We start from the raw sequence: 25,458 nt of genomic DNA, 5'->3' as shown, positions 1-25,458 counted from the left end.
ACTGACCGCGCGTCGCAACGACACGCTCACCGGCCAACCAGACCACGAAGCAAGGGGCGCCGCCCGGGAATGCCGGACGGCGCCTCGCCATGCCCTCTTGACAAGAAGGCACTACATATCAGTTGAGGATGAAGGGGGTGTCCTCGGCGGACTCGATGTCGCCGAGGGTGACGCTCAGGCGGTAGGTCGCCCCACCGGCGATGACCTCGGGTCGGGCGGCGGCGCAGGTGTCGGCGGCGGACCGGGTGCGATCCCAGGCGAACGGAGTCGTCGTGAGCGGCTCGTTCGGCTCGAGCTCCATTTCGAGCGACGTCGCGTTCTGCTGGCAGTCGCGGGAGTTCCAGATCGGGTCCGATCCACTCACGATGAAGTACGCCTGCTCGGCGGTGCCGACATCCAGCGTGCAGGCGACCGAGCCGGTGTTGGTGATCGACATCGAGATCTGCGGCTGCACCCCCGAGGCGTAGGTCGCGGCATCCGTGACCGGTTCGAGCTGGATGACGGCCGGGTTGCACGGGTCGCCCTCTTCGCCGGCGGCCGGGGTGCTCGACGCCGAGTTCGAGGGAGCCGGCGTCTCGCGCCCGGTGTTCTCGGCACCGGGCCGCGCGATGATCAGCACGATGATGACGACGACCGCGATCAGCCCGAGCAGCACCAGCAGGCGACGCCGCCAGTAGACCGACGGCGGCTGCGGCCCGACGGGGTTACGCACGGTCGACATGCCGCCAGAGTAAGCCCGGGTCTCACGGCAGACGGGTCGGCACGCCCCGGACCCGGGGAACCTGAGTCAGGCGGCGGCTACAGCGTGCTCTGCGAAACGCAGGTAGTCGCTCGCCGTCTCGTCGGCCACGATTGCGCGCAACACGACCTCGTCGACGGCCGCACGATAGGCCGCGACCCGCTGAAGGTCGCCGTCGACGACGGTGTCGAGCGGGTCGATCCGCTCGCGGGCGAAATGTGCTGCGTAGGCCGGGTACTGAGCGTACCGGGCCGCCTCCGCCGTGAGCTTCGGCCGCGCGTCGTCGTCGAAGGCGGCGCGCACATAGAGCACGGTCGAGGTCTCGAGTTCCCCCGCGATAGCCGCCGACCGGTCGGGGGTGAGCCAGCTCAGCAGCGGACCGTCGGCCGCCTGCGCGGCGAGGCGCCGCATCCCGGGTCCGAGGGCTCCGAGCATGACCCGCGCCGACGTGTCCGCCCGCAGCTCGGCGAGTTCGGCACGGACGGCGGCGAGCACACCGTGGCCACGCCGTGACCCCGAGCCGACCCCGAGCACCAGCCTCTCCTCGGGGAGCTCGAGCGCGGCGACGTCAGCGAGGATCTCGGCGGGTGGTCGGCGATCCATCGGGATGACTCCCACCGCGAGACGCAGCCGCTCGGTGCGTGCCGCGGCGACCGCGAGCGCGGAAAGGGCGTCGGCACCGGCAGTGTCGTTGACCCAGAGCGCGAAGAATCCGAGCTGCTCGAGCCGGGGGGCGAGGTCGGCGACGATCGCATGATCGAGGGTCGCGGCCACGCCGACCGAGAGCCGACCGGTCACAGCTGCTTCAGCATCCTCGTGTTGCCGAGGGTGTTGGGCTTCACGCGTGAGAGGTCGAGGAACTCCGCAACGCCCTCATCCGGTGAGCGCACCAGCTCGGCGTAGACGTCGGGCGACACGATGCTCTCTTCGATCTCGTCGAACCCGTTGCGGCCGAAGAACCCGGTCTCGAAGGTGAGGCAGAACAGCCGCGAGAGGCCGAGGTCGCGGGCCTCCGCCTCGAGGCTCTCGAGGATCGCATTGCCGACGCCGCGCCCGCGCCAGTGGTCGGCGACGGCGAGAGTGCGCACCTCACCGAGGTCTTCCCACATCACGTGCAAGGCACCGCACCCGATCAGGCGACCCTCGGCATCCTCGGCGACCCGGAACTCCTGCACCGCCTCGTAGAAGACGACCCGGTCCTTGCCGAGCAGCACGCGGCTCTCGACGAGCGGAGCGATGAGCGTCTCGATCTCGGGGATATCGCCGGTGCGGGCCGGGCGCACGCTGAATTCGCTCACGACGCCCGACTCTACCCGCCCGTCGTTCGACGCCGGATGTCGCGACGGACCCCCTAACGACGTAAGGGACCCCCGCGTGCGGGGATCCCTTACGTCATAGAACCCTCTATGGCGACAGCAGAGGTCAGGCTCCGAGGACGGCGGCCTTCGTGGGCTTCGGGTCGCGGCCGGCCTGGCGCCCGGTCTCGAACACGAACTCGCCGTCGACGAAGTCGACCTTCACGTGGTCGCCGGCGTCGAGTTCGGCGTGCAGGATCTTCTCGCTCAGGCGATCTTCGATCTCGTGCTGCACCGCACGCCGCAGCGGGCGGGCACCGAGCGTCGGGTCCCAGCCGAGTTCGATGAGTCGGGCCTTCGCGTCGTCCGACACCTCGATCGTCATGTCGCGGTCGAGCAGACGCTCCTTGAGGCGGTTGATGAACAGTCCGACGATCTGCAGCAGCTCGTCCTTGCTGAGCTGCGGGAACACGATCGTCTCGTCGACGCGGTTGAGGAACTCGGGCTTGAAGTGCTTCTTCAGCTCTTCGACGACCTTGCCGCGCATCGCCGAGTAGTCGGCCGCGACGTTGCCCTCGAGCGTGAAGCCGACCGGGCCGCCGGTGATGTCCTTCGTGCCGAGGTTGGTCGTCATGATGATGACCGTGTTCTTGAAGTCGACGACGCGACCCTGACCGTCGGTGAGCCGACCCTCTTCGAGGATCTGCAACAGCGAGTTGAAGATGTCGGGGTGCGCCTTCTCGATCTCGTCGAACAGCACCACGCTGAACGGCTTGCGCCGCACCTTCTCGGTGAGCTGGCCGCCCTCTTCGAAGCCGACGAACCCGGGAGGGGCACCGAACAGCCGCGAGACGGTGTGCTTCTCGCCATACTCGCTCATGTCGAGCGCGATCAGCGCGTTCTCGTCGTCGAAGAGGAACTCGGCGAGCGCCTTGGCGAGCTCGGTCTTTCCGACACCGGTCGGGCCGGCGAAGATAAACGAGCCCGACGGACGCTTCGGGTCTTTCAGCCCGGCACGCGTGCGGCGGATGGTCTTGGCGAGAACCGAGATGGCCTCCTCCTGACCGATGACCCGCTCGTGCAGCGCCTTCTCCATGAAGATGAGCCGGCTCGACTCCTCTTCGGTGAGCTTGAACACCGGGATGCCGGTCGCGTTCGCGAGCACCTCGGCGATGACGCCCTCATCCACGGTTCCGGATGCCGAGACGTCGCCCGCCCGCCACTGCTTCTCGAGGCGGAGGCGCTCACCGAGCAGCTTCTTCTCCTCGTCACGCAGGCTCGCGGCCTTCTCGAAGTCCTGCTCCTCGATGGCGGCTTCCTTCGAGCCGCGCACGGTGGCGATCTTCTCGTCGAACTCGCGCAGCTCGGGCGGGGCCGAGAGGATGCTGAGCCGCAGCCGGGCGCCCGCCTCGTCGATCAGGTCGATCGCCTTGTCGGGCAGGAAGCGGTCTTGCACGTAGCGGTCGGCGAGGTTCGCGGCCGACACGATTGCGCCATCCGTGATCGACACCTTGTGGAACGCCTCGTACTTGTCGCGGAGACCCTTGAGGATGTTGATGGTGTGCGGGATCGTCGGCTCGTGCACCTGCACCGGCTGGAAGCGCCGCTCGAGGGCGGCATCCTTCTCGAAGTGCTTGCGGTACTCGTCGAGCGTCGTCGCGCCGATCGTCTGCAGCTCGCCGCGGGCCAGCAGGGGCTTGAGAATCGACGCCGCGTCGATCGCGCCCTCGGCGGCACCCGCGCCGACGAGCGTGTGGATCTCGTCAATGAAGGTGATGATGTCGCCGCGGGTGCGGATCTCTTTGGTGACCTTCTTGAGGCGCTCTTCGAAGTCACCGCGGTAGCGGGATCCGGCGATGAGCGAGCCGAGGTCGAGCGTGTAGAGCTGCTTGTCTTTCAGCGTCTCGGGCACGTCGCCGCGCACAATCGCCTGGGCGAGGCCCTCGACGACGGCGGTCTTGCCGACGCCGGGCTCGCCGATCAGCACGGGGTTGTTCTTGGAGCGGCGGGAGAGGATCTGCATGACCCGCTCCATCTCCTTCTCGCGGCCGATGACCGGGTCGAGCTTGCCCTCGCGCGCGGCCTGAGTGAGGTTGCGACCGAACTGGTCGAGGATCTGCGAGCCCTTGTCGGGCGTCGCGTCGTTGCCGCCGACCGCGACCTGCTCCTTGCCCTGGTAGCCCGACAGCAACTGGATGACCTGCTGCCGCACCCGGTTGAGGTCGGCGCCGAGCTTCACGAGCACCTGTGCGGCGACGCCCTCACCCTCGCGGATGAGCCCGAGCAGGATGTGCTCGGTGCCGATGTAGGAGTGTCCGAGCTGCAGCGCTTCGCGCAGGGAGAGTTCGAGCACCTTCTTGGCGCGCGGCGTGAACGGGATGTGCCCGGTCGGCTGCTGCTGCCCCTGCCCGATGATGTCTTGCACCTGCTCGCGCACGGCATCCAAAGAGATGCCGAGCGACTCGAGCGCCTTCGCGGCGACTCCCTCACCCTCGTGGATGAGGCCGAGCAGGATGTGCTCGGTGCCGATGTAGTTGTGGTTGAGCATCTTCGCCTCTTCTTGGGCGAGGACGACCACCCGGCGGGCTCGGTCGGTAAAGCGCTCGAACATCACTAGCTCCTACGCAACGCCAGGGTCGGGAGGCGTCGTTACATCCGAGAGTAACGACGGGCGGCGGCGAAAAGTCCCGTGTTCGCTCACGGCTCAGCGTGGGTTGACAGCATCGGGATGCCGTGGGTTATCGTTGGTCGATAACATCGACTATCGATAAGGAAGCTTCGTGAGTACTGCCACCACCAGCCTCTCCCGATCGGACCGCATCGGGATGTACGCCACCATCGTTCTCGGCGCGATCGGAGCCGCCGTGACCGTGTGGGTGACGATCACCCGCCTCGCCGAAGTGCTGCCCGGCCGCGACATCCCGGTGCTCGTGCCGTTCATCGGCGAGACCGCGACCCTGCCGATCGGGCCCGGCGGCGCCGAGGTGCCCGTCGAGGTCGACCAGGCGATCGTCACGGTCACCGACCCCGCACCGGCCACGCTGTTCGCCCTCATCGCCCAGCCGATCGTCGTCGGTCTCGCGATCCTCGCCGGCATCCTGCTGCTCTGTCTGTTCTGCTTCAACCTCGCCCGCGGTCGCGCGTTCGCCAAGTCGACCGTGCGCATCGTTCTGACGGGAGTCGTCGTGCTCGGTGTCGGCTGGGTTCTCGGCTCGCTGTTTCAGACGATGGCCGTGAACGGCACCCTCTCGGCCGTCAGCGACTACTCCTACGACGGGGTGCTGTTTGAGACCGACTTCACCGCCGTCTTCGGGCTGCTCGCGCTCGGCGCGATCGGCGCTGCCTTCCAGATCGGGCACCGCCTGCAGCGCGAGGCCGAAGGGCTCGTCTGATGGGCACCACCACGAAGCGGATGGCGAACCTCGTCGAGAAGACGATCCTCGGGTTCGTCGCGGGAGCAGCAGGGGCGATCGGCGTGCTCGAAACGGTCTTCCTCGTGCGTCGCGTCGCCGAACTGGCGGCGTCCGACCCGACGACGATCTCGGGCGTCCGGCTTGCCGAGCCGGTTCCGGCCGATGTCGGCGGATCAGCGGCTGTCGTCTCCGCTGAATACGACACGGTCACCCTCGTCATCGAAGGCCTGTCCGACGCCGCTCGGGGCGCGCTCATCGCGGCGATCGTGCTGGGCTCGCTGCTCACGATCGGGATCTGCATGGTGCTCGTCTGGCTGTGTCTCCGGGTATTCGTGGGCAAGCCGTTCGTGCGATCGGCGACCTGGGGCGTGGCGGGTGTCGCGATCCTTGTCCTACTCGCAGGACTCGTCGCCCCCTTCCTCCGCGGCATCGCGAGCACCGAAGCCGTCGCGCAAGTCGGTGCCGACGGCGCCCTGCTCATCGCCGAGCTCAACCTCGCCCCACTCGGCTGGGCCTCCGCGCTCATCGTCATCGCCGGGGCGTTCGAGATCGGCCAACGCCTTCAGCGCGACACCGAGGCGCTCGTCTGATGGCTCCCGCCGACGATGAGGATGCCGGCCGCATCCACTGCCGCCTCGACGAACTGCTCGCCGACCGCGGGATGACGCTGACCCGGTTGTCGGAGCTGGTGGGCGTGAGCCTGGTGAACCTCTCGGTGCTGAAGAACGACCGGGCACGCGCCATCCGCTTCTCGACCCTCACCGCCATCTGCGACGCGCTCGACTGCTCGGTCGGCGACCTGCTCGTCGTGAGGTCGGGCTAGCCCTTCGGGTTCGACGCTTTGCCGTCGAGCCAGAGCTCGTCGGTGGGGTCGCTGTGCGCGGTGCCGCTCTCGACGTGCTTCGACGAGATCTTCGGACCCTTCGTGATGACGTGCACGAGCGCCATTCCGTGGCCACGACCCAGTCCGAAGTCCTCCGCGAGCCACGCGAGGATGGGGCCCGCCTTGGTGTTCGCGTCGAAGCCCTTCTGGGCGGCGAGCGCGAGGAACTGCCGTGGGGCGAGGCCGGTCTTCTCTTCGATGTTGTCGAGGTACGCCTGGAATGACATGCCGGAAGGCACTCCGCCGCCGCTCCTTCCCAGCTTGTGGGATGCGGGATTTTTTCCCCGATCGACGGGCTCCACACCGCCGCCATCGCCGCGACGCGCATGATCGCGTGCATGCAACACTCTCCGTCTCGCATGCAGGCGGGCTACCCTGAAAGCATGGGAACGACGGTGCAAATCAGAAACCTGAGCGATCAAGTCACCCAGAAACTGAAGGCGAAGGCCGCTGCAGCCGGGCTCTCGCTCTCGGAGTACCTCCGGCGCGAGCTCACCGAACTCGCCGATGAGATCGCTCTTGAGGAGCGGTGGGACGCATTCGTGGGAAACGGGATCCAGATGTCGCGCGACGAGATCATCGACGCGATCCACGCCGACCGCAAATGGGAGTAGCCGGCGCGGTCGTGGATGCCTCGATCATCGTCGAGGCAACGGTCGGTCGAGGAGGCGCGCGCTTCACCGCGCGGGCAGCCCTGCGTCAGCCCCTGGCAGCTCCCGAATTGCTCGATCTCGAAGTCGCATCCGCACTACGCCGAGCCGTTCATCAACGACGACTGGAGATCGGCGAGGCGGACGCCGCCATACGAGGCTTGACCGCGCTGCCGCGCTTGGCCCGATTCCCCCACGTCCCGCTGCTGCCGCGCGTCTGGGCCCTCCGCGACAACATCTCGACCTACGACGCGTCGTATGTCGCGCTGGCGGAGGCGCTCGGCATCCCTCTGGTGACCGCCGACCGGCGACTTGCCCGGGCCGCCGAGCCGTACTGCGCTGTCGTGTTCGTCGAGTGAGTCGCCCGCAACACACGGGACCTTTGACCCTCTGACGGCGAAGTCGCCGAGCGTAGCTTCGGGACGAGGATCGCGGCCGATCATTGGCGCGGCCATCCGCACGCGAAAGGTGACGGCAATGAAGGCACTGGTTTACAAGGGTCCCGGCGAGAAGTCGTGGGAGGACGTGCCCGACCCGGTCATCCAGCAACCGACCGACATCATCGTGAAGATCGACGCGACGACGATCTGCGGCACCGACCTGCACATCCTCAAGGGCGACGTGCCGGCGGTGACGCCGGGCCGCATCCTCGGTCACGAGGGTGTCGGCACGATCACCGAGATCGGTGCGGCGGTCACGACGCTCAAGGTCGGCGACCAGGTGATCCTGTCGTGCATCTCGGCCTGCGGCAAGTGCTCGTACTGCAAGAAGGGCGTATTCTCGCACTGCCTCGGCGACGAGGGCGCGTCGGGCATCGGCTGGATCTTCGGGCACCTCATCGACGGCACCCAGGCTGAGTACGTGCGGGTTCCCTACGCCGAGACCTCGGTCTACGTGCTGCCGAAGGAGGTCTCCCCCGAGTTGGGCTGTGTGCTCTCCGACATCCTGCCGACCGGTCACGAGATCGGCGTGCAGTACGGGGCGATCAAGGCCGGGGATGTCGTCGCCGTCGTCGGCGCGGGGCCCGTCGGTCTCGCCGCGATCGCGACCGCCGGCCTCTACGGACCGTCGCGCGTCATCTCCGTCGACCTCGACGCCAACCGCACCGCAGCCGCGAAGAAGTTCGGTGCGACGGATGCCGTCGTCTCGAGCGACGCGGACTGGAAGCAGCAGGTGTTCGCCCTCACCGACGGACTCGGCGTGGATGTCGCGATCGAAGCCGTCGGCATCCCGGCCACCTGGCAGATGTGTCTCGACATCGTGCGCCCCGCCGGACATGTCGCCAACGTCGGCGTGCACGGCAAGCCCGTCGAGCTCGCCCTTCAGGACCTCTGGATCTCGAACATCACCATGACGATGGGGCTCGTGAACACGAACACCCTCGGCACGCTGCTCAAGATGGTGGCGCAGAACAAGATCCCGGCAGCCGAGTTCATCAGCCACCGGTTCGCCCTCGGCGACATCCTCGAGGCCTACGACGTTTTCGGTCGCGCGGCCGAGACGAAGGCGCTCAAGGTCATCCTCACTGCCTGATCGCCACGGACGCCCTCAGAACGCGTCGGGGCGCGCGAACTCGAAAGCGCGGGCGCCGGGCGAGAGCAGGGTCGCCGTGCGGCTGACGGCGACGTCGATGCGCGAGCGCAGATCGGCGGATGTCACCCGGTAATCCTCGAAGTCGCTCTCGTTGGCGAAGATGCCGAGCGGCAGGGTGAGCGCCTGGAAGAACCCGAACAGCGGGCGCATCTGGTGCTCCACGAGCAGGGCGTGCCGGTCGCTGCCGCCCGTCGCGGTGAGCACGATCGGTTTGTCGACGAGGGCGTACTGCCCGACGTGGTCGAAGAACAGCTTGAACAGCCCCGTGTAGGTGGCCCGGTAGGCCGGGGAGCCGACGACGATGACATCCGCCGCCTCCACCGCCTCGAGGGCGCGCACGGCGTCGGATCCGAGGTTGCCGCGGAACGGTCCCGCCCCGAGGTCGCCGAGCAGCGGCCCCAGCTCGATCACCGTCGCGTGACCGCCCAGCCGCGACGCGAACGCCTCGGCCACCTCGGTGACGAGCGCCGTCGTGCGGGAGGGTTTCGTCGGGCTACCGCTGACGCCGACGACCGAGACCGGGCGGGTCGACCCTGCCTCCGACATCAGAAGGACGCCACGTTGCCGGCCGAGAGCCGTAGCGACTCGACCGGGTTGTCGAGGTTGGCGCCGCCGCGGTAGCGGGCCGCCGTGTGCCGCTCGGGCAGCCGGTCGCCCGCGCCGAACAGCCGTTGCCGCAGCGTCGTCGGGGCCCCGCCGGCTTCGGGCAGACGGCCGCGCTTGCGCAGCTCGGGCACGACGAGCTCGGCGAAGTCCCGGGCCGTGTCGAACGAGTGGTACTGCCGCAGGTTGATGCCGTCGAGCCCGTCTTCGTCGAGCCACTTCTCGATCGCGTCGGCCACCGTCTTCGGGGTGCCGACCGCGAGGAAGCGGTCATCCCGCGACCCGCCGATGAAGTCGAGCGCCTGCCCGACCTTCTTGTCCAGCGGCAGGAACGGCACCGCGCTGGGCAGCACCTCGGCGCGCAGCAGCGCCTCGCGCACCGTGATGTCGCGCGGGAACGCGGTGAGGTCGACCGGCAGGCTGTGGTGGGCCAGTATGCCGTCGAGGCTCGTGTGCTGCTGGTACAGACGGTGCTTGTCGGCGGCCTCCTCGTCGGTGCGGCCGACGATGACTCCCGCCATCGCGATGAACTTCACGTCGTCGGCTTCCCGTCCGTGGCGCACGGCGGCGGAGCGCATCCCGTCGGCGGCCTTGCGGAACTCCTCAGAGGTGCGGCCCCCGGTGAAGACCACCTCGGCATGCCGGCCGGCGAACTCGATGCCGGCGGGCGACCCGGTGGCCTGGAAGATCACCGGGGTGCGCTGCGGCGACGGATGCACGATGTGCGGCCCCGAGACCCGGTGGCGCTCGCCGACGTGGTTGATGTAGCGCACCTTCGCCGGATCGGTGAAGATCGCGTTCTCGCGGTCGTCGATGACCGCGCCGTCGTCCCACGAGCCCTCCCACAGCTTGTAGAGCACGTCGAGGTACTCGTCGGCGTACTCGTACCGCAGGTCGTGCGGCACCTCGCCCGCGAGCCCGAAGTTGTGCGCGGCGTTGGGCAGGTACGAGGTGACGACGTTCCAGCCGACCCGGCCCTTGGTGAGGTGGTCGAGCGTCGACATGCGCCGCGCGAACGCGAACGGCGGCTCGTAGGTGGTCGAGAACGTCACGCCGAAGTGCAGGCGCTCGGTCACCGCGGCCATCGCCGGGATGAGCAGCAGCGGGTCGAGGTTGGGGCTCTGCAGCCCTTCCCGCAGCGCGGTCTCGGGCCCGCCGCGGAACACGTCGTAGGCCCCGATAACGTCGGCGAGGAAGATGCCGTCGAAGCCCCCTTGCTCGAGAATCTGCGCGAGCTCGGTCCAGTAGCTGAGTTCGGCGAATCGGTGCCGGTTGTTCTCGGGCAGCGGCCAGAGGCCGTGGGTGATGTGACTCACGCACGCCATCTCGAACAGGTTGAGGAAGAGCTGCTTGGGCTCAGCCATGGTGGTGCCTTTCTGGGCCGTACGGGAAAGCGGGAATGGATGCGATCAGCTCGCGGGTGTAGGGCTGCTGCGGTCGCAGGAAGACCTCGTCCGGCGTGCCCTCTTCGACGACGACACCGTCTTTCATCACGAGGATGCGGTCGCTGAGGTGGCTGATGACGCCCAGATCGTGCGAGATGAACAGGTACGAGACGCCGGCCGATTCGCGCAGGGCGACGAGCAGGTCGAGGATCTGCGCCTGGATGGTCACGTCAAGCGCCGAGACGGCCTCATCGAGCACGATGACCGTAGGGCGGGGCGCGAGGGCGCGGGCGATCGCAACGCGCTGACGCTGGCCCCCCGACATCCGCAGCGGGAAGCGGCGCGCGACGCCGGCCGGGAGGCCGACCTGCTCCAACAGTTCGTGCACCCGCGCGCGGCGAGCGGCCGAGGTCGCGAACTCACCCGCGGGGAGGGCGTCGAGCAGGATGCGCTCGACGTTCCACCGCGGATCGAACGAGCTCAGCGGGTCCTGGTCGACGACCGAGATCAGCCCCCGCCGCAGGCGACGACGCGTCTCCGGCTGCGGCGCCCAGTCCTCGCCGAGCAACTGAACCGTTCCGCCGTCGAGGTCTTCGAGGCCGAGCGCGAGCCGGGCGGTCGTGCTCTTGCCCGAGCCCGACTCCCCGACGATGCCGAGGGTCTCGCCGGCGAACAAGTCGAACGAGACGCCGTCGACCGCAGTGCTGGCGCGCCCGTCGGGGCCGACGTAGCGCTTCACGAGGCCACGGGCGCTGAGCACCGGCATATCCGGGTCGCGCGGCAGACGTGCGGGCGTCGACCCGACATGGGGCACGGGGGCGTTGCTCAGAGTGGTGCCGCGGGTGTCGGCCCCGGGCACCGCGGCGATGAGCGCGCTGGTGTACGGATGCTGGGGAGCTCCGAGCACCTCGGACGCCGGCCCCTGCTCGACGACCTCGCCGGCGCGCATCACCAGGATGTGGTCGGCGAGCTGCGCGACGACGGAGAGGTCGTGACTGATCAGCAGGATCGAGGCGCCCCTCGCCTTCATGCCGGCCAACTGGTCGAGCACCTGCGCCTGCACGGTGACATCGAGCGCCGTCGTCGGCTCGTCGGCGATCACGATGTCGGGCTCGAGCGCGATCGCCGACGCGATGAGAGCGCGTTGCCGCAGGCCACCCGAGAGCTCGTGCGGCCGTTGCCGGGCCCGCAGCGCCGCATTCGGCACCCCGACGCGGGTGAGCAGGTCGAGCACGCGCGCGCGACGGGTGGCACGGTCGCCCCAGCCGTGTACGCGCAACGACTCGGCGATCTCGCGGCCGACGGGACGCAGGGGGTCGAGCGAAACGAGGGCGTCTTGAAGGATGAACCCCACCTCGCGACCGCGCACCCGGCGCCAATCCCTGGCCGTGAAGGCCTGCACGTCGGCTCCGTGCAGTTGCAGCTCGTCGGCTTCGACGATCGAGCCGCGCCCGGCGAGCCCGACCAGGGCCCGCGCGGTGACGCTCTTGCCCGACCCCGACTCGCCGACGATCGCGACGCACTGCCCCGGCTCGAGATCGAACCCGACGCCGGCGACGACATCCCGCCGCACCCCGTCGGGCTGGAACGCGACCCGCAGGTTGCGCACCCGCACCCGCGGCCCGGCGTCTCCTGCCAGCTCCCGCTCGAGATCGTCGAGCTCGACAACATCCAGAATGCTCATGACTTCTCCCCTCGTTCCAGCCCCGCCTGCACATGCCGGCCGATCGTTGTCGCGGTCAACGCGAGCGCGACGATGACGAGACCGGGGATGACGACGAGCCAGCCGGCCTGCACGATGTACGAGCGTCCGGCATCCAGCAGCGCGCCCCACTCCGACGCCGGCGGTGCGACCCCGAGCCCGAGGAACGACAGGCTCGACGCCCAGACGATCGACTGGCCGACCGAGAGCGCGAAGATCGCGACGAGCGGCCGCAGGGCGTTCGGCAGGATGTGGCTGCGCACGATCCGCGAGCGGGAGTGGCCGAGCGCGACCGCCGCGCGCACGTAGCCGGAGTCCTTCGCGGTCAGGATCTGGCCGCGCACCATACGGGCGTACCCGGGAGCCGTTCCGAGGCCGACGGCGAAGATCTGGGTGAGGGCCGACGGGCCGGCGATCGCGACCAGCAACAGGGCGAGCAGCAGTGCCGGGAAGGCGAACAGGATCTCGACGAACCGGTCGACGGTCGCCCGCACCGGGCGCGGGCCGAGGGCCGCGAGCGACCCGAGCAGGATGGCGCCGGCGAGTCCGACCGCCGCCGCGCCGAGCCCGATGAGCACCGACTCCCGGGCGCCCCAGATGACGCGGCTGTACAGGTCGCGGCCCGACTCGTCGGTGCCGAACCAGTGCGCCGCAGAGGGTGCCTGCAGCGAGGCGGGGTAGTCGAGCGCGAACGGGTCGTGCGTCGCGAGTGCCTGCGGGGCGATGACGGCGATCGCGAGGATGCCGAGGAAGAGCAGCGCGGCGACGAGGGTCCACGGCAAACGACGCAGGCGGCGGCCCATCGTCGGGGTCGAGGAGGTCGTGGGGCGCACGGCGGTCATGAGGTCTTCAATCGCGGGTCGAGGATCAGGTAGGCGATGTCGACGAGCAGGTTGACCAGAACGTAGAAGACGGCCACGAGGGTCACGATGCCGACGACGACCGGGAGGTCGTGGGCATCCACGGCTTTGACGAGCACCGAGCCGATGCCCGGGCGCGAGAAGATCGACTCGACGACGACGGCGCCCGACAGGGTGGCGCCAAGCGCCCACCCCGAGAGAGTCACGGCGGGCAGCACGGCGTGGCGCAGCACGTGGGTGAGCCGCACGCGCAGGTCGCTGAGACCGCGCATCCGGGCGGTCACGACGAACGGCTGGTCGAGCGCGCGCTCGAACTCGGTGCGGGTCGCCTGGCTCATGAAGCCGGCGAGCGGGATCGCGAGGGTGAGGGCAGGCAGCACGATTCCGATCGGCTCCGACCCACCGATCACCGGGAACCAGCGCAGCCCGAGAGCGAACACGAGCAGCAGGATGATACCGAGCCAGTAGTGAGGCAGCCCTGCGGCCACGACGTCGACGCCTGTGCCGACCGCCCCGACGCGCGGTCCGCGCCCGGCGGTGAGGGTGATCCAGACCACCATGAGCACCCAGGCGATCGCGATGGCGACGAGCGAGAGGATGACCGTGGCCCCGAGTTGCTCGCCGATGACTTCGGTCACCGGCCGGAACTGCTGGTACGAGGTGCCGAAGTCCCCGACGACGAGCCCGCGCAGGTAGTCGACGTACTGCACCAGCACCGGGCGGTCGAGCCCGAACTCGTCGACGATCGGCGCCAACTCGTCAGCGGTGCGCTGCTGCGGCTGGCCGGCCCGGATGTTGAGGATGACGGTCGCCCGGTCGCCCGGCAGCAGCAGCTGCGCGAAGAACGCCACGGTCGCAGCACCCCACAACACGATGAGCGAGTTGCCGACCTGTTTCAGGATCTGTCGCGCAACACCCCGCGTCCTACTCGGTGAGGTAGGCGTCATAGAACGTCGGACCCCCCTGCGCGTGCTCCTGCCAGACGCCCCGCAGAGACGTGTCGACCGCGAGGGTGCTGAGCCGGTCGTACAGGCCGATCGAGAGGGCGCGTTCGGCGATGTAGTCCTGCGCCTCGATGTAGAGCGCGTTCTGTTCGTCGATGTCGGCGGCCGAGTTGGCATCCCGAATCAGCTGGGCGAGAACCTCGTCGTTGTAGAAGGCCCCGTTGCTGTAGTTCGGCGCCTCCTCGGTGCTCGGGCGCCAGTTGATGTACAGGATGCCCGCCGTCACGGCCGTCCAGTAGCCGACGTTGATGTCGCGCTCCTCGGGCGTCGAGTAGGCGCCCGCGAACAGCTCGCTCAGCGGAACCGGGATCAGCTCCACGTCGAAGCCCACCTGGGAGGCCTGCTCCTTGACGCCCTGCAGGATCGCGGCGCCGTCGGCGTTGATGATCGAGCCGGCGCCGTAGGGCAGCACGACGGTGAGGCGTTCGCCATCCTTGGTGCGGAAGCCCTCATCGTCGATCTCGGTCCAGCCGGCCTCGTCGAGGAGGTCGTTCGCCTTCTCGGGGTCGTAGTCGTACCAGTCGGCCGCCGCCTGGCTGTAGCCGGGGGTGGTCTGGCTCACGCCGCCGTTGCCCTCGTAGGGGATGACGCCCTGGCCGATGGCTTCGACGGCCGCCCGGCGGTCGAGGCTGTAGGCGAACGCCTGGCGCACCAGCACGTCGGTGAACGGCCCGATCTGGGTGTTGAACGCAAGCTGTTGGGGGCGGCCCGGCGTCACGAACTTCTCGAGCTGGTAGCCGGCCGCATCCAAGGTCTCCCACTGCACCGCGGGGACGTCGTAGATGGCATCCACCTCGCCGGCCTGCAGCGCGGCGACGCGGGTGGTGGCATCCGGCACGAAGCGCCAGACGATCTCTTCGACGTACGCCGGGCCGGTGTGCTCGGCGTTCGCCGGCCAGGAGGTGTATTCGTCGTTGCGCACGAGCACGATCTCTTCGCCGCGATCCCAGCGGTCGACGATGAACGCGCCGGAGCCGATCGGGGCGGCGCAGTTCTCCTCGTCGGACCGCGTCTCGAGGGCCTCTTGCGACTGGATTCCGAAGTAGCCCTGGGTGAGGTTGTCGGCGAGCCGCGGGTACGGGGCGCTGAGGTTGATCTGCACGGTCAGGTCGTCGAGCGCCTCGGCCGACGCGAAGTAGTCCTGAAGCCACACGCGCGCGGTGCTGTTGCCGCCCGCGACCCAGTAGTCGAAGTTGTAGGCGACGACCTCGGCCGTGAGTGGCGACCCGTCGGTGAACTTCACACCTTCCTTGAGGGTGAAGGTCCAGGTGAGTCCGTCTTCGGAGGTCGACCACTCGGTCGCCAGCCACGGCACCACCTCGCGGTTCTCGTCGAGCGAGGTGAGATTGTCGAGCACCTGATATGAGAGGTAGGCCTGCTCGATCCAGCCGCCGAACACGCAGAACGGCTCCTGCTGGTGCGCGTACACGATCGTGCCGCCGTCGACGCGTTCGCCGGAGGATGCCGCGGCGCCGGTGCAGGCGGAGAGCCCGAGGAGGGTTACCAGGCCGGCGGCGCCGGCGGCGGGGTGGATGACGCGCATGACAGAACTCCTCGAAGTGCGGGGTGGATGCCGCCACGTTAGGAGCGTTCAGACGACAGCTCCACCGGGCCCGAAACACGAGGCAAAGCCGCGCAACACAACGTAAGAAGGAGCAATCCGGCGACGCCAACTTAGGCTTCCGGGCATGAGCAACCTCGAGAAGGACCCGGTCGAGACGACCGTCGGCCCCTCTGCGTGCGCGGCTCTCGAAGTGCTCGAGCCCCGCGAGGTTCCGCTCGGCGGGCCGCGAGCGCTCACGGTGCGCCGCACGCTGCCGCAGCGCTCCCGAAGTCTCATCGGCCCGTGGTGCTTCGCCGATCACTACGGCCCCGATCCCGTCGACGCACCAGGCGCGATGAACGTGCCGCCGCATCCGCACACCGGTCTGCAGACCGTGAGCTGGCTCTTCGCCGGCGAGATCGAGCATCGCGACTCGACGGGTGCCGTCGCCCTCATCCACCCCGGCCAGGTGAACCTGATGACCGCGGGTCGCGGCATCCAGCACTCGGAAGTGTCGACCGCCGCAACCGACACCCTGCACGGAGTGCAGCTCTGGCTCGCGTTGCCGGATGCGTCGCGGCACGTGGCGCCGTTCTTCGAGCACGACGAGCCCGCGCCGGTCGCGGTCGGCGACGCCGTGCTGCGGGTTTTCGCCGGGTCGCTCGTCGGGTCGACGGCGCGCGTCACCACCTACAGCCCGCTCGTGGGTGCCCAACTCGACCTCTCCGCCGGCAGGAGCGTCGACCTGCCGGTCGACCCGGGCTTCGAGCACGGCCTGCTCATCGACTCCGGCACCCCGCGGCTGCTCGGCACCCCGATCGCTGCCGCGCACCTGGGCGTCACGCCCGTCGGTCTCGACACGCTGCGCATCGAAGCGGGCGACCAGGCGGTGCGCGCGGTGCTGATCGGCGGAGCGCCGTTCCGGGAGTCGATCGTCATGTGGTGGAACTTCGTCGGCCGCAGCCATGACGAGGTCGCGGCTTTCCGGCAGCAGTGGCAGGCGGAGGTGATCGCCGGAATCGACCCCTCAGGGCACTTCGGGAGCGTCGACGGGTACCCCGGCGCCGCCCTTCCCGCCCCCGAGCTGCCGAACGTGCGGCTGCGTCCCCGCGACTGATCTTTTTGCAACCCGTTTCCATCCGGCGTGCGGGTCTGTCACGGTGGGAGACATGAGACGACGCATCCTGCCCCGCATTGTCGCCGTCGGGGTTCTCGTGCTTGCCCTCGCTGGGTGCGTGCGGTTCCAAGCCGACCTGACCCTCAATCCCGAGAACACCGTCGACGGAAGCATCGTCGTGGCCGTCCTGGTCTCGGAAGACACCGACGACGCGCGTGAGCAGGCGCTGGCCGCGTCATCGCAGATCGAGTCGGAACTGCTCGGATCGCTGCGCGACGCGTCGGGTGTCACCACGAGCGAGTATGACCAAGACGATTTCCTCGGGTCGCTCATCACCTTCGACGACGTCGCCCTCGACGCCTTCTCGGGTCAGGGCGAGGATGCCCTCACCATCGTTCGAGACGGCGACGAGTACGTCTTCACCGGAGCGCTCGACTTCAGCGGGGAGTCGGCGCCGTCTGAGGAGTCAGAGGATGACGACAACCTGACGGTCGTCGTGACCTTCCCCGGTGAGGTCGGCGAGCACAACGGCGAGCTGTCGGGCACCACCGTGTCGTGGACGACCTCGATCGACCAGCGCCTCGAGATGTCGGCCCGCGGCGCCGCCACCCCGGCCGGTCCGCCCATCCTGCTGATCGTGGGGATCGGGCTCGTCGTGCTGCTCATCATCGCCGCCGTCGTCGCGGTGCTGCTGCTCGTGCGTTCGCGGGCGAAGAAGGCGGCCGTCGCGGCTCCCGTCGGCGAGACCCCGGTTGCTCCCGTTGCTCCCGCTGCCGTTGCTGAGACCCCCGCCGCCGCATCCACCGCGGCAGCCCCGGAAGCGCCGGTCGCCGAGGCCCCGCCGAAGAAGCCTCGCGCGCCGCGCGCACCGAAGACGCCGCCGGCCCCGGAGGCCTGACCCGCGTTTCGACGACGGGATCGCGTCGGCTCTCAGGAGCCGGCGCGTTCCTTCGCGGCCGCGCGCTTGGCGCGTTCTTCGGCTTCGACCTTCGCGGCGACGTCACGCTCGGCACTGTCGGAGCGGATGATCACGCGGAATACGAACCAGAACAGCACGCCGAACAACAGCGTCGGCACGAGGGAGAAGATGGCGTTGCCCCAGAAGTCATCCGGCATGACTCCAGGTTAGCCGTCGTGTCTCATGTCGCTCTGCGGGGTCGGGTTGACCGTTTGCAGGAAGCTTCGGTGACAAGTGGGGCGGCTGCCCTACGGAACGGCAGATTGCCGGGCATCTTTCCTGCAAACGGGAAGGTGGGTCACCAGAGGTGGTCACCTCGGATGATCGCCGCGAGCACGGCCTGCTCCACTGTGCGCCAGTCGTAGAGCACCTGCCAGTAGTCGAAGCGCAACACATGACGATCGGCGATCACGAGGCGTGCGTCGCGCATGCGATCGACATGTGGGTCGTGGAACTTCGCCCCGTCGAGTTCGACGACCAGCCGGTCCCCGATGACCGCGTCTACTCGGTCGGGGCCGATCTGTACCTGCTGTCGAACCCGTAATCCGAGGCGGCGGATCCTTGAGACGAAGAGCGTTTCGACCCCGCTCCCCGACAACCCTGAAGCCTGCTCGAGGAACGCTTGCTCGACGCGCGACATCCCAGCCAGAAGGGCCGTCCATTCGCTCGCGCTGATGTAACGGAGATTGAGAGCCGACTCGATGGTCGCGAGGAGTTCTTCGCCTCTCAGACACCCGATGACATCCCGTAGCACCGCCGCCGGCGGCTCGAACAGTCGTGATCCCGTCGCGAGCCGCGGGCGCGGGGTGTCGGCCCAGTGCACGATGGCGTCGCACACTGCCGTTTGCCGTTCGCGCAGATTGGACACCGCGCGGAGCCGGCTCGCCGATCGGTGCACCGCCACATGCACCAAGGGGATGTGGTCGGTCAGCCACACCTCGTGATGGTGCAATGCCGTGACACAGGTGGCACGACCGCCGACCCGGACTGCTGCCGCCAATGCTGGCGGTGTCGACGGCAACACGTACCAGGCCTTTCGCGGTCGCAATAGCCTGCGCGTTCGAACCGCCGCCGACAGCTGGGACTTGCTGAATCCAGCCATGCGGAGCTCAACAGTCTTCGCCGCGCCGCCCAATCGTCGGATTTCGTCATCGATGTCAGTCATCCCGTCAGAATCGATGTCTCCGCATCCGTCTGGGTCGGCCAACCCAACCTCTGTGGATGAAGGCGCCGTTTGCAGGAAGGGAAGGACACGACCGCCGGCTGCCCGGGGAAATCAGGGGGCGCGGCCCCGAATTTTCCTGCAAATGGTCACTCGCACCCGCATCCGTCGCCGGATCGCGACAGCCCGGAGGACGACAGCCGGCGACTGCGAAGCCCGGCTACTGCGCGAGAACCCAGGCGCCGACGACGATGCCGACGATGAGGGTCAGTCCGGCCAGCATCGCCAGACGGGAGGTGCGGCGATCCATCAGCCCTTGGCGATGATGCCGACGATGCCGCTGATCAGCAGGAAGAGGCCGATACCGGCGACGGCGATCCACACCGTGATGCGGGCGGGGGAGATCTGCGGCTTCTCGCCGGGGGTGCGGGGCGTCTTGTCGCTCACGTTCGAACCCTAACAGCCGCCGCTCGGAGCACGACGGCGCCGAGCAACAGCAGGGAGAAGGCCGTCGCGATCGCGATGGACAGGATGCCGACGGCGCCGGGGCCGGTGGATGCCGCGGCCGGCGCGGTCGGCGCGGCCGGCGCCTGCTCGACGACGTAGTCGTCCAGGGCGAGCGTCTCGAGCTGTAGCCCGCCGCCGTCGCCCGGCAGATCGACCGTCACCGTCCGCACGCCCGACCACGGGCCGGGCTCCCCCGAGGCGTCACGGGCCCGCACCTGCCAGGAGTAGGTGCCCTCGGGGAGCCCGCTGACCGCGAGCGCCGGGGTCGAGGTCAGCACCGTCGTTGTCGACGGCGCGTCGACGAGTGCGCCCGCGTCGTCGACCCGGCCGTCAAGGCCCGCCCGCAACTCGTAGTCGACAGCAGTGCGGGGGGTAGACCACATGAACTCAAGATCCCCTTCGACGAAGAGCGCCTCATCCACGGGGCTGACCGGAACGGCCACCGGCCCATCCGCGGCCCGCGCTGGAGCCGGGGTCGAGGCGAATCCGACGCCGACGAGAACGGCAAGCGCAATCATCGCGGGGACGCGCCGGGCCGGGTTGATCGGCACGGGAGTTTCCTTAGGCGGGGGCGGAAAGGATGGGGGTTCTCGCAGGCTACCGAGGGCGACCTGCGACTACCACCGCCCGTTCGGGGGTAGCCCTCAGCTTTTGCGCCGCAGCTCTGCGGTGGCTATACGGCGTGACGACCGCTCGCCCGACGCCGCAGCGACATCGCCGTGAACGCCAGCCCGACCGCGAGCAGACTCAGTGCGAGCTGCGTCGCGACACCGATCGCCGCACCCGTGAGTGCCAGGGTCGGCAGCTCAGGATCTTCGGGATCCTCGGGCGGCAGCGGCAACGTGACGAGCACCGTGGTTTCGGCGTCATCCTCGTTGTTCGTCAGGTCGCTCTCCGGCGTGATCGTGGATGTCGTGGCGACGTTGTCGATCCGGAATGACACCGCCTCCTCGTCGATCGGATAGTCCACCGGGATCGAGACGGTGATTGTCACCGTGCGCGTCTCGCCGACGGCCAGGTCGCCGAGCTCGCACGTCACGACGCCCGCCGCGAAGCCGCAGACGGCATCCGTGCCGGTGGCGGAGACGAAGTCCAGGTCCGCAGGAAGCGGATCCTCCAACACAACGTCGTACGCCGTGTCGGGACCGAGGTTCTCGACGAAGACTTCGTAGTCGAATTCGGTCGGCCCGACGGCCGGCTCGAAGTCGACCGAGAACGGCGCGTCCTTGGTGATCTCCAGGTCGGAGATCGGCAGGGCGGCGCACGCGTCATCCGTGTCGGTACCGCTCCAGAAGTCGATCGAGCCCGCGTTGAGGAAGCCGGAACCCTCACCGTCGGCGACCTGGCAGTCAGCGGCGTCGGGATCGAGTTCGGCCTCGACCTCGGCGGTCACCGTGACCGTGTAGGTGTGCGAGCCGAGCGCCGGGATGGTCGCTCCCGTCGCCACGACGATGTCGCCGACGCCGTCCCACCCTGCGTTGACGGTGACGCCGTTGTTCGAGGTGACCCCCGCGGCAGTCGGCAGGATGCCGGCACCGAAGTCGAGTTCGTCCTCGAGGTCGTAGTCCTCGGGGATGTTCGACCCGCTCGTCACCGTGAGGTCGTATTCGATCGTCCAGGTGCCGTCGCCGTTGTTGACCGGCGAACCGGGTGCGACGACCTTGTCGAAGGTGAGCGGCCCGCGCTGCGCGTTGGTGAACGTGCAGGTGACCGTCTCGCCAAGCCCGACGTGAACCGTCGCCGAGGCACCGTAGACCACAGGCTCCGTGTCATCGCCGGCGGTATCGGTGCAGACCAGCCCGGTCAGGACCCAGCCCTTGACCTCTCCGATCTCGCTGACGACGTAGTCGCCGGGGGCGAGCGCGCCGCTGCTGTAGGCATCCGTTGCGTTGGCGAGCGCGAAGTCGGTGTCGCTGTCGGGGTCGCCCGCGGGAGTCCACTCGAACTGGAAGTCCTGCTGGGAGCTGCCCGGCACAGTCACCTTGTCGACGACCAGCACGCCCCACTCGGAGTTGGTGTACGTGCAGGTTATGGTCTCACCGGGCTGAAGTACGAGCGACGCCGTGAGCGTCGGCACCGAGACCGACGAGTCGTTCGTGTCGGTTTCGACGCAGGACAGCCCGACCCCGTCATAGCCGTCGCCGAGCACCTCGGCGAGTGTGTACGAGCCGGCGAGGATGTTGTCGAACGTTTTCGTCTCGGTGCCCGAGTCGGTGGTGATCGTGAAGTCGTCCTCGGGGGTGAGCCAGCTTCCGGTGAACGAGAAGGTGTCATCGGCGCCCGTGACGTTCTTCACGACGGTGATCGTGCCCTTGGCGGTATTCGTGATCGCACAGGCGATCGCATCTCCGGGGTCGACGGTGAAGTCGTCGACATCGATCTCGGCCGACTCGTTCGAGCCCGCAGGAGTCACCTCGCAGGTCAGGTCGCCGGCCGTCCACGACGAGCCGGGGTCGACTTCGGCGATCGCGAACCGCGAGCCGGGGAGGATGTCGGAGAACGTCGCCGTTCCCGTGCCGCCGACGGTCGTCGCCGACTGGCTGAGCGGGTCGGCCTCCGGGTCGTCGAGCGGCGTCAGCTCGAACTCGAACACGCCGTCGCCGCCGACCGCGGTCTTGGTGACGACGATCTGCCCGGGGTCGGCGGTGTTGGTGAGCGCGCACTCGAGCGCGAGACCCGGGGCCGCGACGAACTGGAAGCCGTCGTCGGTGCTCGCGTCGTCGAGTTCGCCCCCGTCGACCTCGCAGGTGATCTCGCCCTCGGTCCAGCCGTCCACCGCGGTCTCGGCCACGGTGTAGGTCTCACCCGGAAGCAGGTCGTCCCACGTGACGTTGTCGGTGCCCGCGCCGGTGCCCGATACGGTCTGCGTCGCCGAGCCGCTCTGCGGGTCGGGGCTGATCGTGACGTCGAACGACCACACGACGCCGTCGTCGACGCCCGTCACGGTCTTCTCGAGCTCGAGGCTCGCCGGGTCGGCGGCGTTCGTGATGACGCACGCGGTGGTCTCGCCGACGAAGACCGGGATGTCCTCGTCCAGGTCCTCGCCGTCATCGACGACAGTCACGACGACAGCCTGGCCCGTGCTCGGGTCGGTCACGGTGCAGACGATCGACTGCAGCTCGAACGGGTCGGCCCCATCGATCGTCTCGGTGAGGTCGTAGTCGCCGGCGAAGATCGGCCCCCAGGTGTGGGTGTCGCCGATGCCGAGCGAGCCGGCGATGCCGTGGTCGGCGGTGCCGGTGTAGGTGTTGGTGAGCTCGGCGTCCTGGTCGTCGAGACCCAGGAGGGTGTCGTCGGAGACGACACCGGTGTCGGACCGCACCAGCTCGTAGCCGAAGTCGGCCTCGGAGGCGAGGTCTTCGGGGTCGGACGCCTTCGTGATCTCGATCACGCCGCAGTTGCTGATCGTGAGCGGGCTGCTGCCCGGGCCGACGGCGTCGATGAGTTCGGCGGTCGAGCTGTTGCCCGTGCGGGTGACGTAGCCGCCGCCCTCGAACGACGTGCAGCCGTCCTCGTCGAAGAGGTTGCCGAAGGTGAGGTCGATCGCGATCTCACCGAACGTCTCGGGCTCGCCGGGAAGGGCCGGGCCCTCCGTGCGCACGCCGACCACCGCGTCGTGCGGGAAGTTCGCCTGAAGCGTCGTCCAGGTGCCGGGGTCGGCCGGATCGCAGCCTGCGGGCGCGGCGACCGTCGGCGTCCATTGCAGGATGTTGACCTGCGTCTGCGCGCCCAGCTTGTTGGTGGGCGAGTTGTAGTTGAACTCGACGAGGATGTCGTCACAGCGCCCGGGGTCGGCGCCTTCCAGCAACTGGTACAGGCTCATGTCGCCATTGCCGGAGAGCCGGGTCCAGTACTGGTAGAAGACGTAGTGGTCGACGCCCTCGTCGTCGGTGATGACCTCGTAGGCGCCGCCCGAGCTACAGCCGTCCGACTTCGCGTTGACGTTCGAGGGGCCCTGCACCCACGGGTTGTCCTTGGGCTTGACGCTGCCCGGGAAGGCCGAGGCCGGGTCGCTGCCGTCGCAGGCCTCGGCGAGGGTGCCGTTGTCCCAATAGAAGCTCGCATCGACGATGCCGGTGGACGAGAAGCCGCCGGCGGTCGTGTACGGGCCAGTCGGCGTAAAGGTGTACGCGCCGTCGGCGGCCGGAACGCTCAGGAAGTTCCCCCAGTCGAACGTCGACTGCACGGGCGTCACGGCCGCGGCGGTCTTATTGCCGTCGATCTGGAATCCGGTCACGAGGCCATCGACGGTCGCCGCGGATGCGGGCGTTGCGAAGGCGAGCGGCGCAAGGAGGGCGGCGATGAGTGCGGGGAGCGCGACAAACGCTCCGCGGCGACGCGCGGGGGCAGCGGACAGTGCCGTCACGGGGTAAGACTCCGGTCTCGTGGGGGCGAGAACGGCACTTGGTTCGGTGGGTGCCCACTCTGATGCAGGGGGGACTGGCGACCCCACTTCGGGGGAGGGGTCAGCGCGACTCTATCCTCAAGCTGTCCTCACCTGCAACAACGGGTCTGTCCGCCGAATGGAGGACCCGGGGACCGCTATTTGACGAGCGGGAACAGAATGGTTTCGCGGATGCCGAGGCCGGTGATCGCCATCAACATTCGGTCGATTCCCATGCCCATTCCACCCATCGGCGGCATCCCGTGCTCCATCGCCCGCAGGAACTCCTCGTCGAGTCGCATCGCCTCGACGTCGCCGCGCGCGCCCTGCTTGGCCTGCTCGACGAAGCGCTCGCGCTGGATGACGGGGTCGACGAGTTCGGAATAGCCGGTCGCGAGCTCGAAGCCGCGCACGTAGAGGTCCCACTTCTCGACGACGCCCGGGATGCGGCGGTGATCGCGCACGAGCGGCGAAGTGTCGACGGGGAAGTCCATGACGAAGGTCGGGGCGACCAGCCCGGGCTTCACGAAGTGCTCCCACAGCTCTTCGACGTACTTGCCGTGGGTGGGGAGGTGCACCTCGACGCCGGCCTTGTCAGCGAGCGCGGCGAGTTCCGACAGCTCGGTCTGCGGCGTGATCTCGACGCCGGCGGCGTCCGACAGCGACGCGTACATCGGCAGCCGCGCCCACTCCCCGCCGAGGTCGAACTCGGTGCCGTCGGCCCAGGTCACGACGTGCGACCCCGACACCGCCATGGCGGCGTTCTGCACGAGCTCCTGCGTGAGGTCGGCGATCGAGGTGTAGTCGCCGTAAGCCTGATACGCCTCGAGCATCGCGAACTCGGGGCTGTGGGTGGAGTCGGCGCCCTCGTTGCGGAAGTTGCGGTTGATCTCGAACACCCGCTCCAACCCGCCCACGACGGCGCGCTTGAGGAAGAGCTCCGGCGCGATGCGCAGGAACAGTTCGGTGTCGAACGCGTTGCTGTGCGTCACGAACGGTCGAGCGGATGCTCCCCCGTGGATCGTCTGAAGCATCGGCGTCTCGACCTCGAGGAAGTCGTGCGCCGCGAACGTCGCGCGCAGGCTCGCGACCGCCGTCGCCCGAGCGCGCACGGTCGTACGGGCCTGCTCCCGGGTGATCAGGTCGAGGTAGCGCTGCCGCATCCGGGTCTCGTCGGAGAGCTCGGTGTGCAGGTTGGGCAGCGGCATGAGCGCCTTGGATGCCATCTTCCAGTCGGCGACGAGGATGCTGAGCTCCCCCCGGCGGCTCGAGATGACCTCCCCTGCGACGAAGACGAAGTCGCCGAGGTCGACGAGATCTTTCCAGCGCTCAAGCTGCCCGTCGCCGACTTCGGCGAGCGACACCATCGCCTGGATGCGCGACCCGTCACCGGCTTGCAGCGCGGCGAAGCAGAGCTTCCCGGTGTTGCGCGAGTGCACGACCCGCCCGGCGACGCCGACGACGACCCCGGTCTGCGCGTCGACTTCGAGGTCGGGGAACTGCTCCCGCACCTCGGCAATCGAGTGGGTGATCGGCAGCGACACCGGGTACGCGCCCTCCCCGGCCGACTCGGCATCCTCGATCAACCGCGCGCGCTTGCCCAGTCGCACCGCCTTCTGCTCGGCGATGTCTTCTTCGGGGCTCAGTTCGTCAGTCACGA

General features: G+C 68.7%; 25 protein-coding genes. 8 read left to right on the top strand and 17 right to left on the bottom strand.

Annotation, left to right across the window (positions count from 1 at the left end; all coding sequences use genetic code 11):
• Window positions 1–118 precede the first annotated feature (118 nt).
• The 4 genes from WBL06_RS00855 to WBL06_RS00840 all read right to left on the bottom strand — a co-directional run bounded on the left by WBL06_RS00855 (window position 119) and on the right by WBL06_RS00840 (window position 4,645).
• A complete protein-coding gene (locus WBL06_RS00855) occupies window positions 119–721 on the bottom strand; it encodes a hypothetical protein (protein WP_424454078.1) in 603 nt (200 codons plus the stop codon).
• A 66-nt stretch (window positions 722–787) separates the two neighbouring features.
• Window positions 788–1,537, bottom strand: a complete 750-nt coding sequence (locus tag WBL06_RS00850; protein WP_424454077.1) for an LLM class flavin-dependent oxidoreductase — start codon at window positions 1,535–1,537, stop codon at window positions 788–790.
• Window positions 1,534–2,037 carry an amino-acid N-acetyltransferase gene (locus tag WBL06_RS00845; RefSeq protein ID WP_191284160.1) on the bottom strand — a complete coding sequence of 168 codons (504 nt, stop codon included), beginning with the start codon at window positions 2,035–2,037 and terminating at the stop codon, window positions 1,534–1,536. Before WBL06_RS00845 ends, WBL06_RS00850 begins: the two co-directional genes overlap by 4 nt.
• A gap of 124 nt (window positions 2,038–2,161) precedes the next feature.
• Window positions 2,162–4,645, bottom strand: coding sequence for an ATP-dependent Clp protease ATP-binding subunit (locus tag WBL06_RS00840; RefSeq protein WP_424454076.1), 2,484 nt, complete (start codon window positions 4,643–4,645; stop codon window positions 2,162–2,164).
• A 169-nt stretch (window positions 4,646–4,814) separates the two neighbouring features.
• On the opposite strand from WBL06_RS00840, the gene WBL06_RS00835 reads away from it, so the two are divergent.
• The 3 genes from WBL06_RS00835 to WBL06_RS00825 are packed head-to-tail and all read left to right on the top strand — an operon-like array spanning window position 4,815 to window position 6,270.
• A complete protein-coding gene (locus WBL06_RS00835) occupies window positions 4,815–5,426 on the top strand; it encodes a hypothetical protein (RefSeq protein WP_424454075.1) in 612 nt (203 codons plus the stop codon).
• On the top strand, window positions 5,426–6,037 hold the full coding sequence (locus WBL06_RS00830; protein WP_424454074.1) for a hypothetical protein: 612 nt from the start codon (window positions 5,426–5,428) through the stop codon (window positions 6,035–6,037). The genes WBL06_RS00835 and WBL06_RS00830 overlap by 1 nt, the downstream gene beginning before the upstream one ends.
• Window positions 6,037–6,270: a helix-turn-helix domain-containing protein gene (locus WBL06_RS00825; protein WP_424454073.1), complete on the top strand. Its 234-nt coding sequence runs from the start codon at window positions 6,037–6,039 to the stop codon at window positions 6,268–6,270. Before WBL06_RS00830 ends, WBL06_RS00825 begins: the two co-directional genes overlap by 1 nt.
• On the opposite strand, the gene WBL06_RS00820 is transcribed toward WBL06_RS00825, so the two are convergent.
• Window positions 6,267–6,557, bottom strand: coding sequence for a DUF4287 domain-containing protein (locus WBL06_RS00820; RefSeq protein ID WP_424454072.1), 291 nt, complete (start codon window positions 6,555–6,557; stop codon window positions 6,267–6,269). The genes WBL06_RS00825 and WBL06_RS00820 overlap by 4 nt on opposite strands.
• A gap of 156 nt (window positions 6,558–6,713) precedes the next feature.
• Between WBL06_RS00820 and WBL06_RS00815 the strand changes: the two genes are divergently transcribed.
• From WBL06_RS00815 to WBL06_RS00805, 3 genes are all read left to right on the top strand, one after another.
• The gene (locus WBL06_RS00815) at window positions 6,714–6,944 is read left to right on the top strand and encodes a FitA-like ribbon-helix-helix domain-containing protein (protein WP_424454071.1); all 231 of its coding nucleotides are present in this window, start codon (window positions 6,714–6,716) and stop codon (window positions 6,942–6,944) included.
• Window positions 6,935–7,339: a type II toxin-antitoxin system VapC family toxin gene (locus WBL06_RS00810; protein ID WP_424454070.1), complete on the top strand. Its 405-nt coding sequence runs from the start codon at window positions 6,935–6,937 to the stop codon at window positions 7,337–7,339. The genes WBL06_RS00815 and WBL06_RS00810 overlap by 10 nt, the downstream gene beginning before the upstream one ends.
• A gap of 118 nt (window positions 7,340–7,457) precedes the next feature.
• A complete protein-coding gene (locus WBL06_RS00805) occupies window positions 7,458–8,513 on the top strand; it encodes a zinc-dependent alcohol dehydrogenase family protein (RefSeq protein ID WP_424454069.1) in 1,056 nt (351 codons plus the stop codon).
• Between the two features lie 15 nt (window positions 8,514–8,528).
• Here WBL06_RS00805 and msuE read toward each other — a convergent pair whose 3' ends face one another.
• From msuE to WBL06_RS00775, 6 genes are read right to left on the bottom strand one after another with little or no spacing between them, the layout of a single operon-like run.
• Window positions 8,529–9,119, bottom strand: coding sequence for an FMN reductase (gene msuE, locus WBL06_RS00800; RefSeq protein WP_424454068.1), 591 nt, complete (start codon window positions 9,117–9,119; stop codon window positions 8,529–8,531).
• Entirely contained in the window at window positions 9,119–10,540 is a 1,422-nt protein-coding gene (locus WBL06_RS00795; protein WP_424454067.1) for an NtaA/DmoA family FMN-dependent monooxygenase, read from the bottom strand. Before WBL06_RS00795 ends, msuE begins: the two co-directional genes overlap by 1 nt.
• Window positions 10,533–12,245, bottom strand: a complete 1,713-nt coding sequence (locus tag WBL06_RS00790; RefSeq protein WP_424454066.1) for a dipeptide ABC transporter ATP-binding protein — start codon at window positions 12,243–12,245, stop codon at window positions 10,533–10,535. Before WBL06_RS00790 ends, WBL06_RS00795 begins: the two co-directional genes overlap by 8 nt.
• Entirely contained in the window at window positions 12,242–13,105 is an 864-nt protein-coding gene (locus tag WBL06_RS00785; RefSeq protein ID WP_424454065.1) for an ABC transporter permease, read from the bottom strand. The genes WBL06_RS00790 and WBL06_RS00785 overlap by 4 nt, the downstream gene beginning before the upstream one ends.
• Window positions 13,102–14,070: an ABC transporter permease gene (locus WBL06_RS00780; protein WP_424454064.1), complete on the bottom strand. Its 969-nt coding sequence runs from the start codon at window positions 14,068–14,070 to the stop codon at window positions 13,102–13,104. The genes WBL06_RS00785 and WBL06_RS00780 overlap by 4 nt, the downstream gene beginning before the upstream one ends.
• Entirely contained in the window at window positions 14,048–15,670 is a 1,623-nt protein-coding gene (locus WBL06_RS00775) for an ABC transporter substrate-binding protein (RefSeq protein WP_424454063.1), read from the bottom strand. Before WBL06_RS00775 ends, WBL06_RS00780 begins: the two co-directional genes overlap by 23 nt.
• 145 nt (window positions 15,671–15,815) lie before the next feature.
• On the opposite strand from WBL06_RS00775, the gene WBL06_RS00770 reads away from it, so the two are divergent.
• Both WBL06_RS00770 and WBL06_RS00765 read left to right on the top strand, forming a co-directional pair.
• On the top strand, window positions 15,816–16,787 hold the full coding sequence (locus WBL06_RS00770) for a pirin family protein (RefSeq protein ID WP_424454062.1): 972 nt from the start codon (window positions 15,816–15,818) through the stop codon (window positions 16,785–16,787).
• 52 nt (window positions 16,788–16,839) lie between these two features.
• Window positions 16,840–17,685: an LppM family (lipo)protein gene (locus WBL06_RS00765; RefSeq protein WP_424454061.1), complete on the top strand. Its 846-nt coding sequence runs from the start codon at window positions 16,840–16,842 to the stop codon at window positions 17,683–17,685.
• 32 nt (window positions 17,686–17,717) lie between these two features.
• Here the strand turns inward: WBL06_RS00765 and WBL06_RS00760 are convergent, their stop codons facing one another.
• From WBL06_RS00760 to lysS, 6 genes are all read right to left on the bottom strand, one after another.
• The gene (locus WBL06_RS00760; RefSeq protein WP_424454060.1) at window positions 17,718–17,903 is read right to left on the bottom strand and encodes a hypothetical protein; all 186 of its coding nucleotides are present in this window, start codon (window positions 17,901–17,903) and stop codon (window positions 17,718–17,720) included.
• A gap of 140 nt (window positions 17,904–18,043) precedes the next feature.
• The gene (locus WBL06_RS00755) at window positions 18,044–18,910 is read right to left on the bottom strand and encodes a DUF559 domain-containing protein (protein WP_424454059.1); all 867 of its coding nucleotides are present in this window, start codon (window positions 18,908–18,910) and stop codon (window positions 18,044–18,046) included.
• A gap of 306 nt (window positions 18,911–19,216) precedes the next feature.
• Window positions 19,217–19,354: a hypothetical protein gene (locus WBL06_RS00750; RefSeq protein WP_424454058.1), complete on the bottom strand. Its 138-nt coding sequence runs from the start codon at window positions 19,352–19,354 to the stop codon at window positions 19,217–19,219.
• Complete coding sequence (locus WBL06_RS00745) at window positions 19,351–19,965, bottom strand: hypothetical protein (RefSeq protein ID WP_424454057.1); 615 nt, start codon at window positions 19,963–19,965, stop codon at window positions 19,351–19,353. Before WBL06_RS00745 ends, WBL06_RS00750 begins: the two co-directional genes overlap by 4 nt.
• Before the next feature lie 122 nt (window positions 19,966–20,087).
• Complete coding sequence (locus WBL06_RS00740) at window positions 20,088–23,780, bottom strand: DUF11 domain-containing protein (RefSeq protein WP_424454056.1); 3,693 nt, start codon at window positions 23,778–23,780, stop codon at window positions 20,088–20,090.
• Between the two features lie 176 nt (window positions 23,781–23,956).
• Window positions 23,957–25,456 (bottom strand): lysine--tRNA ligase, encoded by a 1,500-nt coding sequence (gene lysS, locus WBL06_RS00735; RefSeq protein ID WP_424454055.1) that lies wholly within the window; start codon window positions 25,454–25,456, stop codon window positions 23,957–23,959.
• Between the last annotated feature and the right edge of the window lie 2 nt (window positions 25,457–25,458).

This window comes from Pseudolysinimonas sp. (assembly GCF_049651805.1).
Taxonomy (GTDB): Bacteria; Actinomycetota; Actinomycetes; order Actinomycetales; family Microbacteriaceae; genus Pseudolysinimonas_A.
The sequence above is the reverse complement of the archived record's forward strand: the minus strand, read 5'-3'. Positions and strand labels throughout refer to the sequence as shown.

Bases quoted from the DNA above. Each gene is read 5' to 3' on its own strand.
- WBL06_RS00855 (WP_424454078.1), bottom strand. From the start codon at position 721: ATGTCGACCGTGCGTAACCCCGTCGGGCCGCAGCCGCCGTCGGTCTAC.
- WBL06_RS00840 (WP_424454076.1), bottom strand. From the start codon at position 4,645: ATGTTCGAGCGCTTTACCGACCGAGCCCGCCGGGTGGTCGTCCTCGCC.
- WBL06_RS00830 (WP_424454074.1), top strand. From the start codon at position 5,426: ATGGGCACCACCACGAAGCGGATGGCGAACCTCGTCGAGAAGACGATC.
- WBL06_RS00825 (WP_424454073.1), top strand. From the start codon at position 6,037: ATGGCTCCCGCCGACGATGAGGATGCCGGCCGCATCCACTGCCGCCTC.
- WBL06_RS00820 (WP_424454072.1), bottom strand. From the start codon at position 6,557: ATGTCATTCCAGGCGTACCTCGACAACATCGAAGAGAAGACCGGCCTC.
- WBL06_RS00815 (WP_424454071.1), top strand. From the start codon at position 6,714: ATGGGAACGACGGTGCAAATCAGAAACCTGAGCGATCAAGTCACCCAG.
- WBL06_RS00810 (WP_424454070.1), top strand. From the start codon at position 6,935: ATGGGAGTAGCCGGCGCGGTCGTGGATGCCTCGATCATCGTCGAGGCA.
- WBL06_RS00805 (WP_424454069.1), top strand. From the start codon at position 7,458: ATGAAGGCACTGGTTTACAAGGGTCCCGGCGAGAAGTCGTGGGAGGAC.
- msuE (WP_424454068.1), bottom strand. From the start codon at position 9,119: ATGTCGGAGGCAGGGTCGACCCGCCCGGTCTCGGTCGTCGGCGTCAGC.
- WBL06_RS00795 (WP_424454067.1), bottom strand. From the start codon at position 10,540: ATGGCTGAGCCCAAGCAGCTCTTCCTCAACCTGTTCGAGATGGCGTGC.
- WBL06_RS00790 (WP_424454066.1), bottom strand. From the start codon at position 12,245: ATGAGCATTCTGGATGTTGTCGAGCTCGACGATCTCGAGCGGGAGCTG.
- WBL06_RS00785 (WP_424454065.1), bottom strand. From the start codon at position 13,105: ATGACCGCCGTGCGCCCCACGACCTCCTCGACCCCGACGATGGGCCGC.
- WBL06_RS00780 (WP_424454064.1), bottom strand. From the start codon at position 14,070: ATGACGCCTACCTCACCGAGTAGGACGCGGGGTGTTGCGCGACAGATC.
- WBL06_RS00775 (WP_424454063.1), bottom strand. From the start codon at position 15,670: ATGCGCGTCATCCACCCCGCCGCCGGCGCCGCCGGCCTGGTAACCCTC.
- WBL06_RS00770 (WP_424454062.1), top strand. From the start codon at position 15,816: ATGAGCAACCTCGAGAAGGACCCGGTCGAGACGACCGTCGGCCCCTCT.
- WBL06_RS00765 (WP_424454061.1), top strand. From the start codon at position 16,840: ATGAGACGACGCATCCTGCCCCGCATTGTCGCCGTCGGGGTTCTCGTG.
- WBL06_RS00760 (WP_424454060.1), bottom strand. From the start codon at position 17,903: ATGCCGGATGACTTCTGGGGCAACGCCATCTTCTCCCTCGTGCCGACG.
- WBL06_RS00755 (WP_424454059.1), bottom strand. From the start codon at position 18,910: ATGACTGACATCGATGACGAAATCCGACGATTGGGCGGCGCGGCGAAG.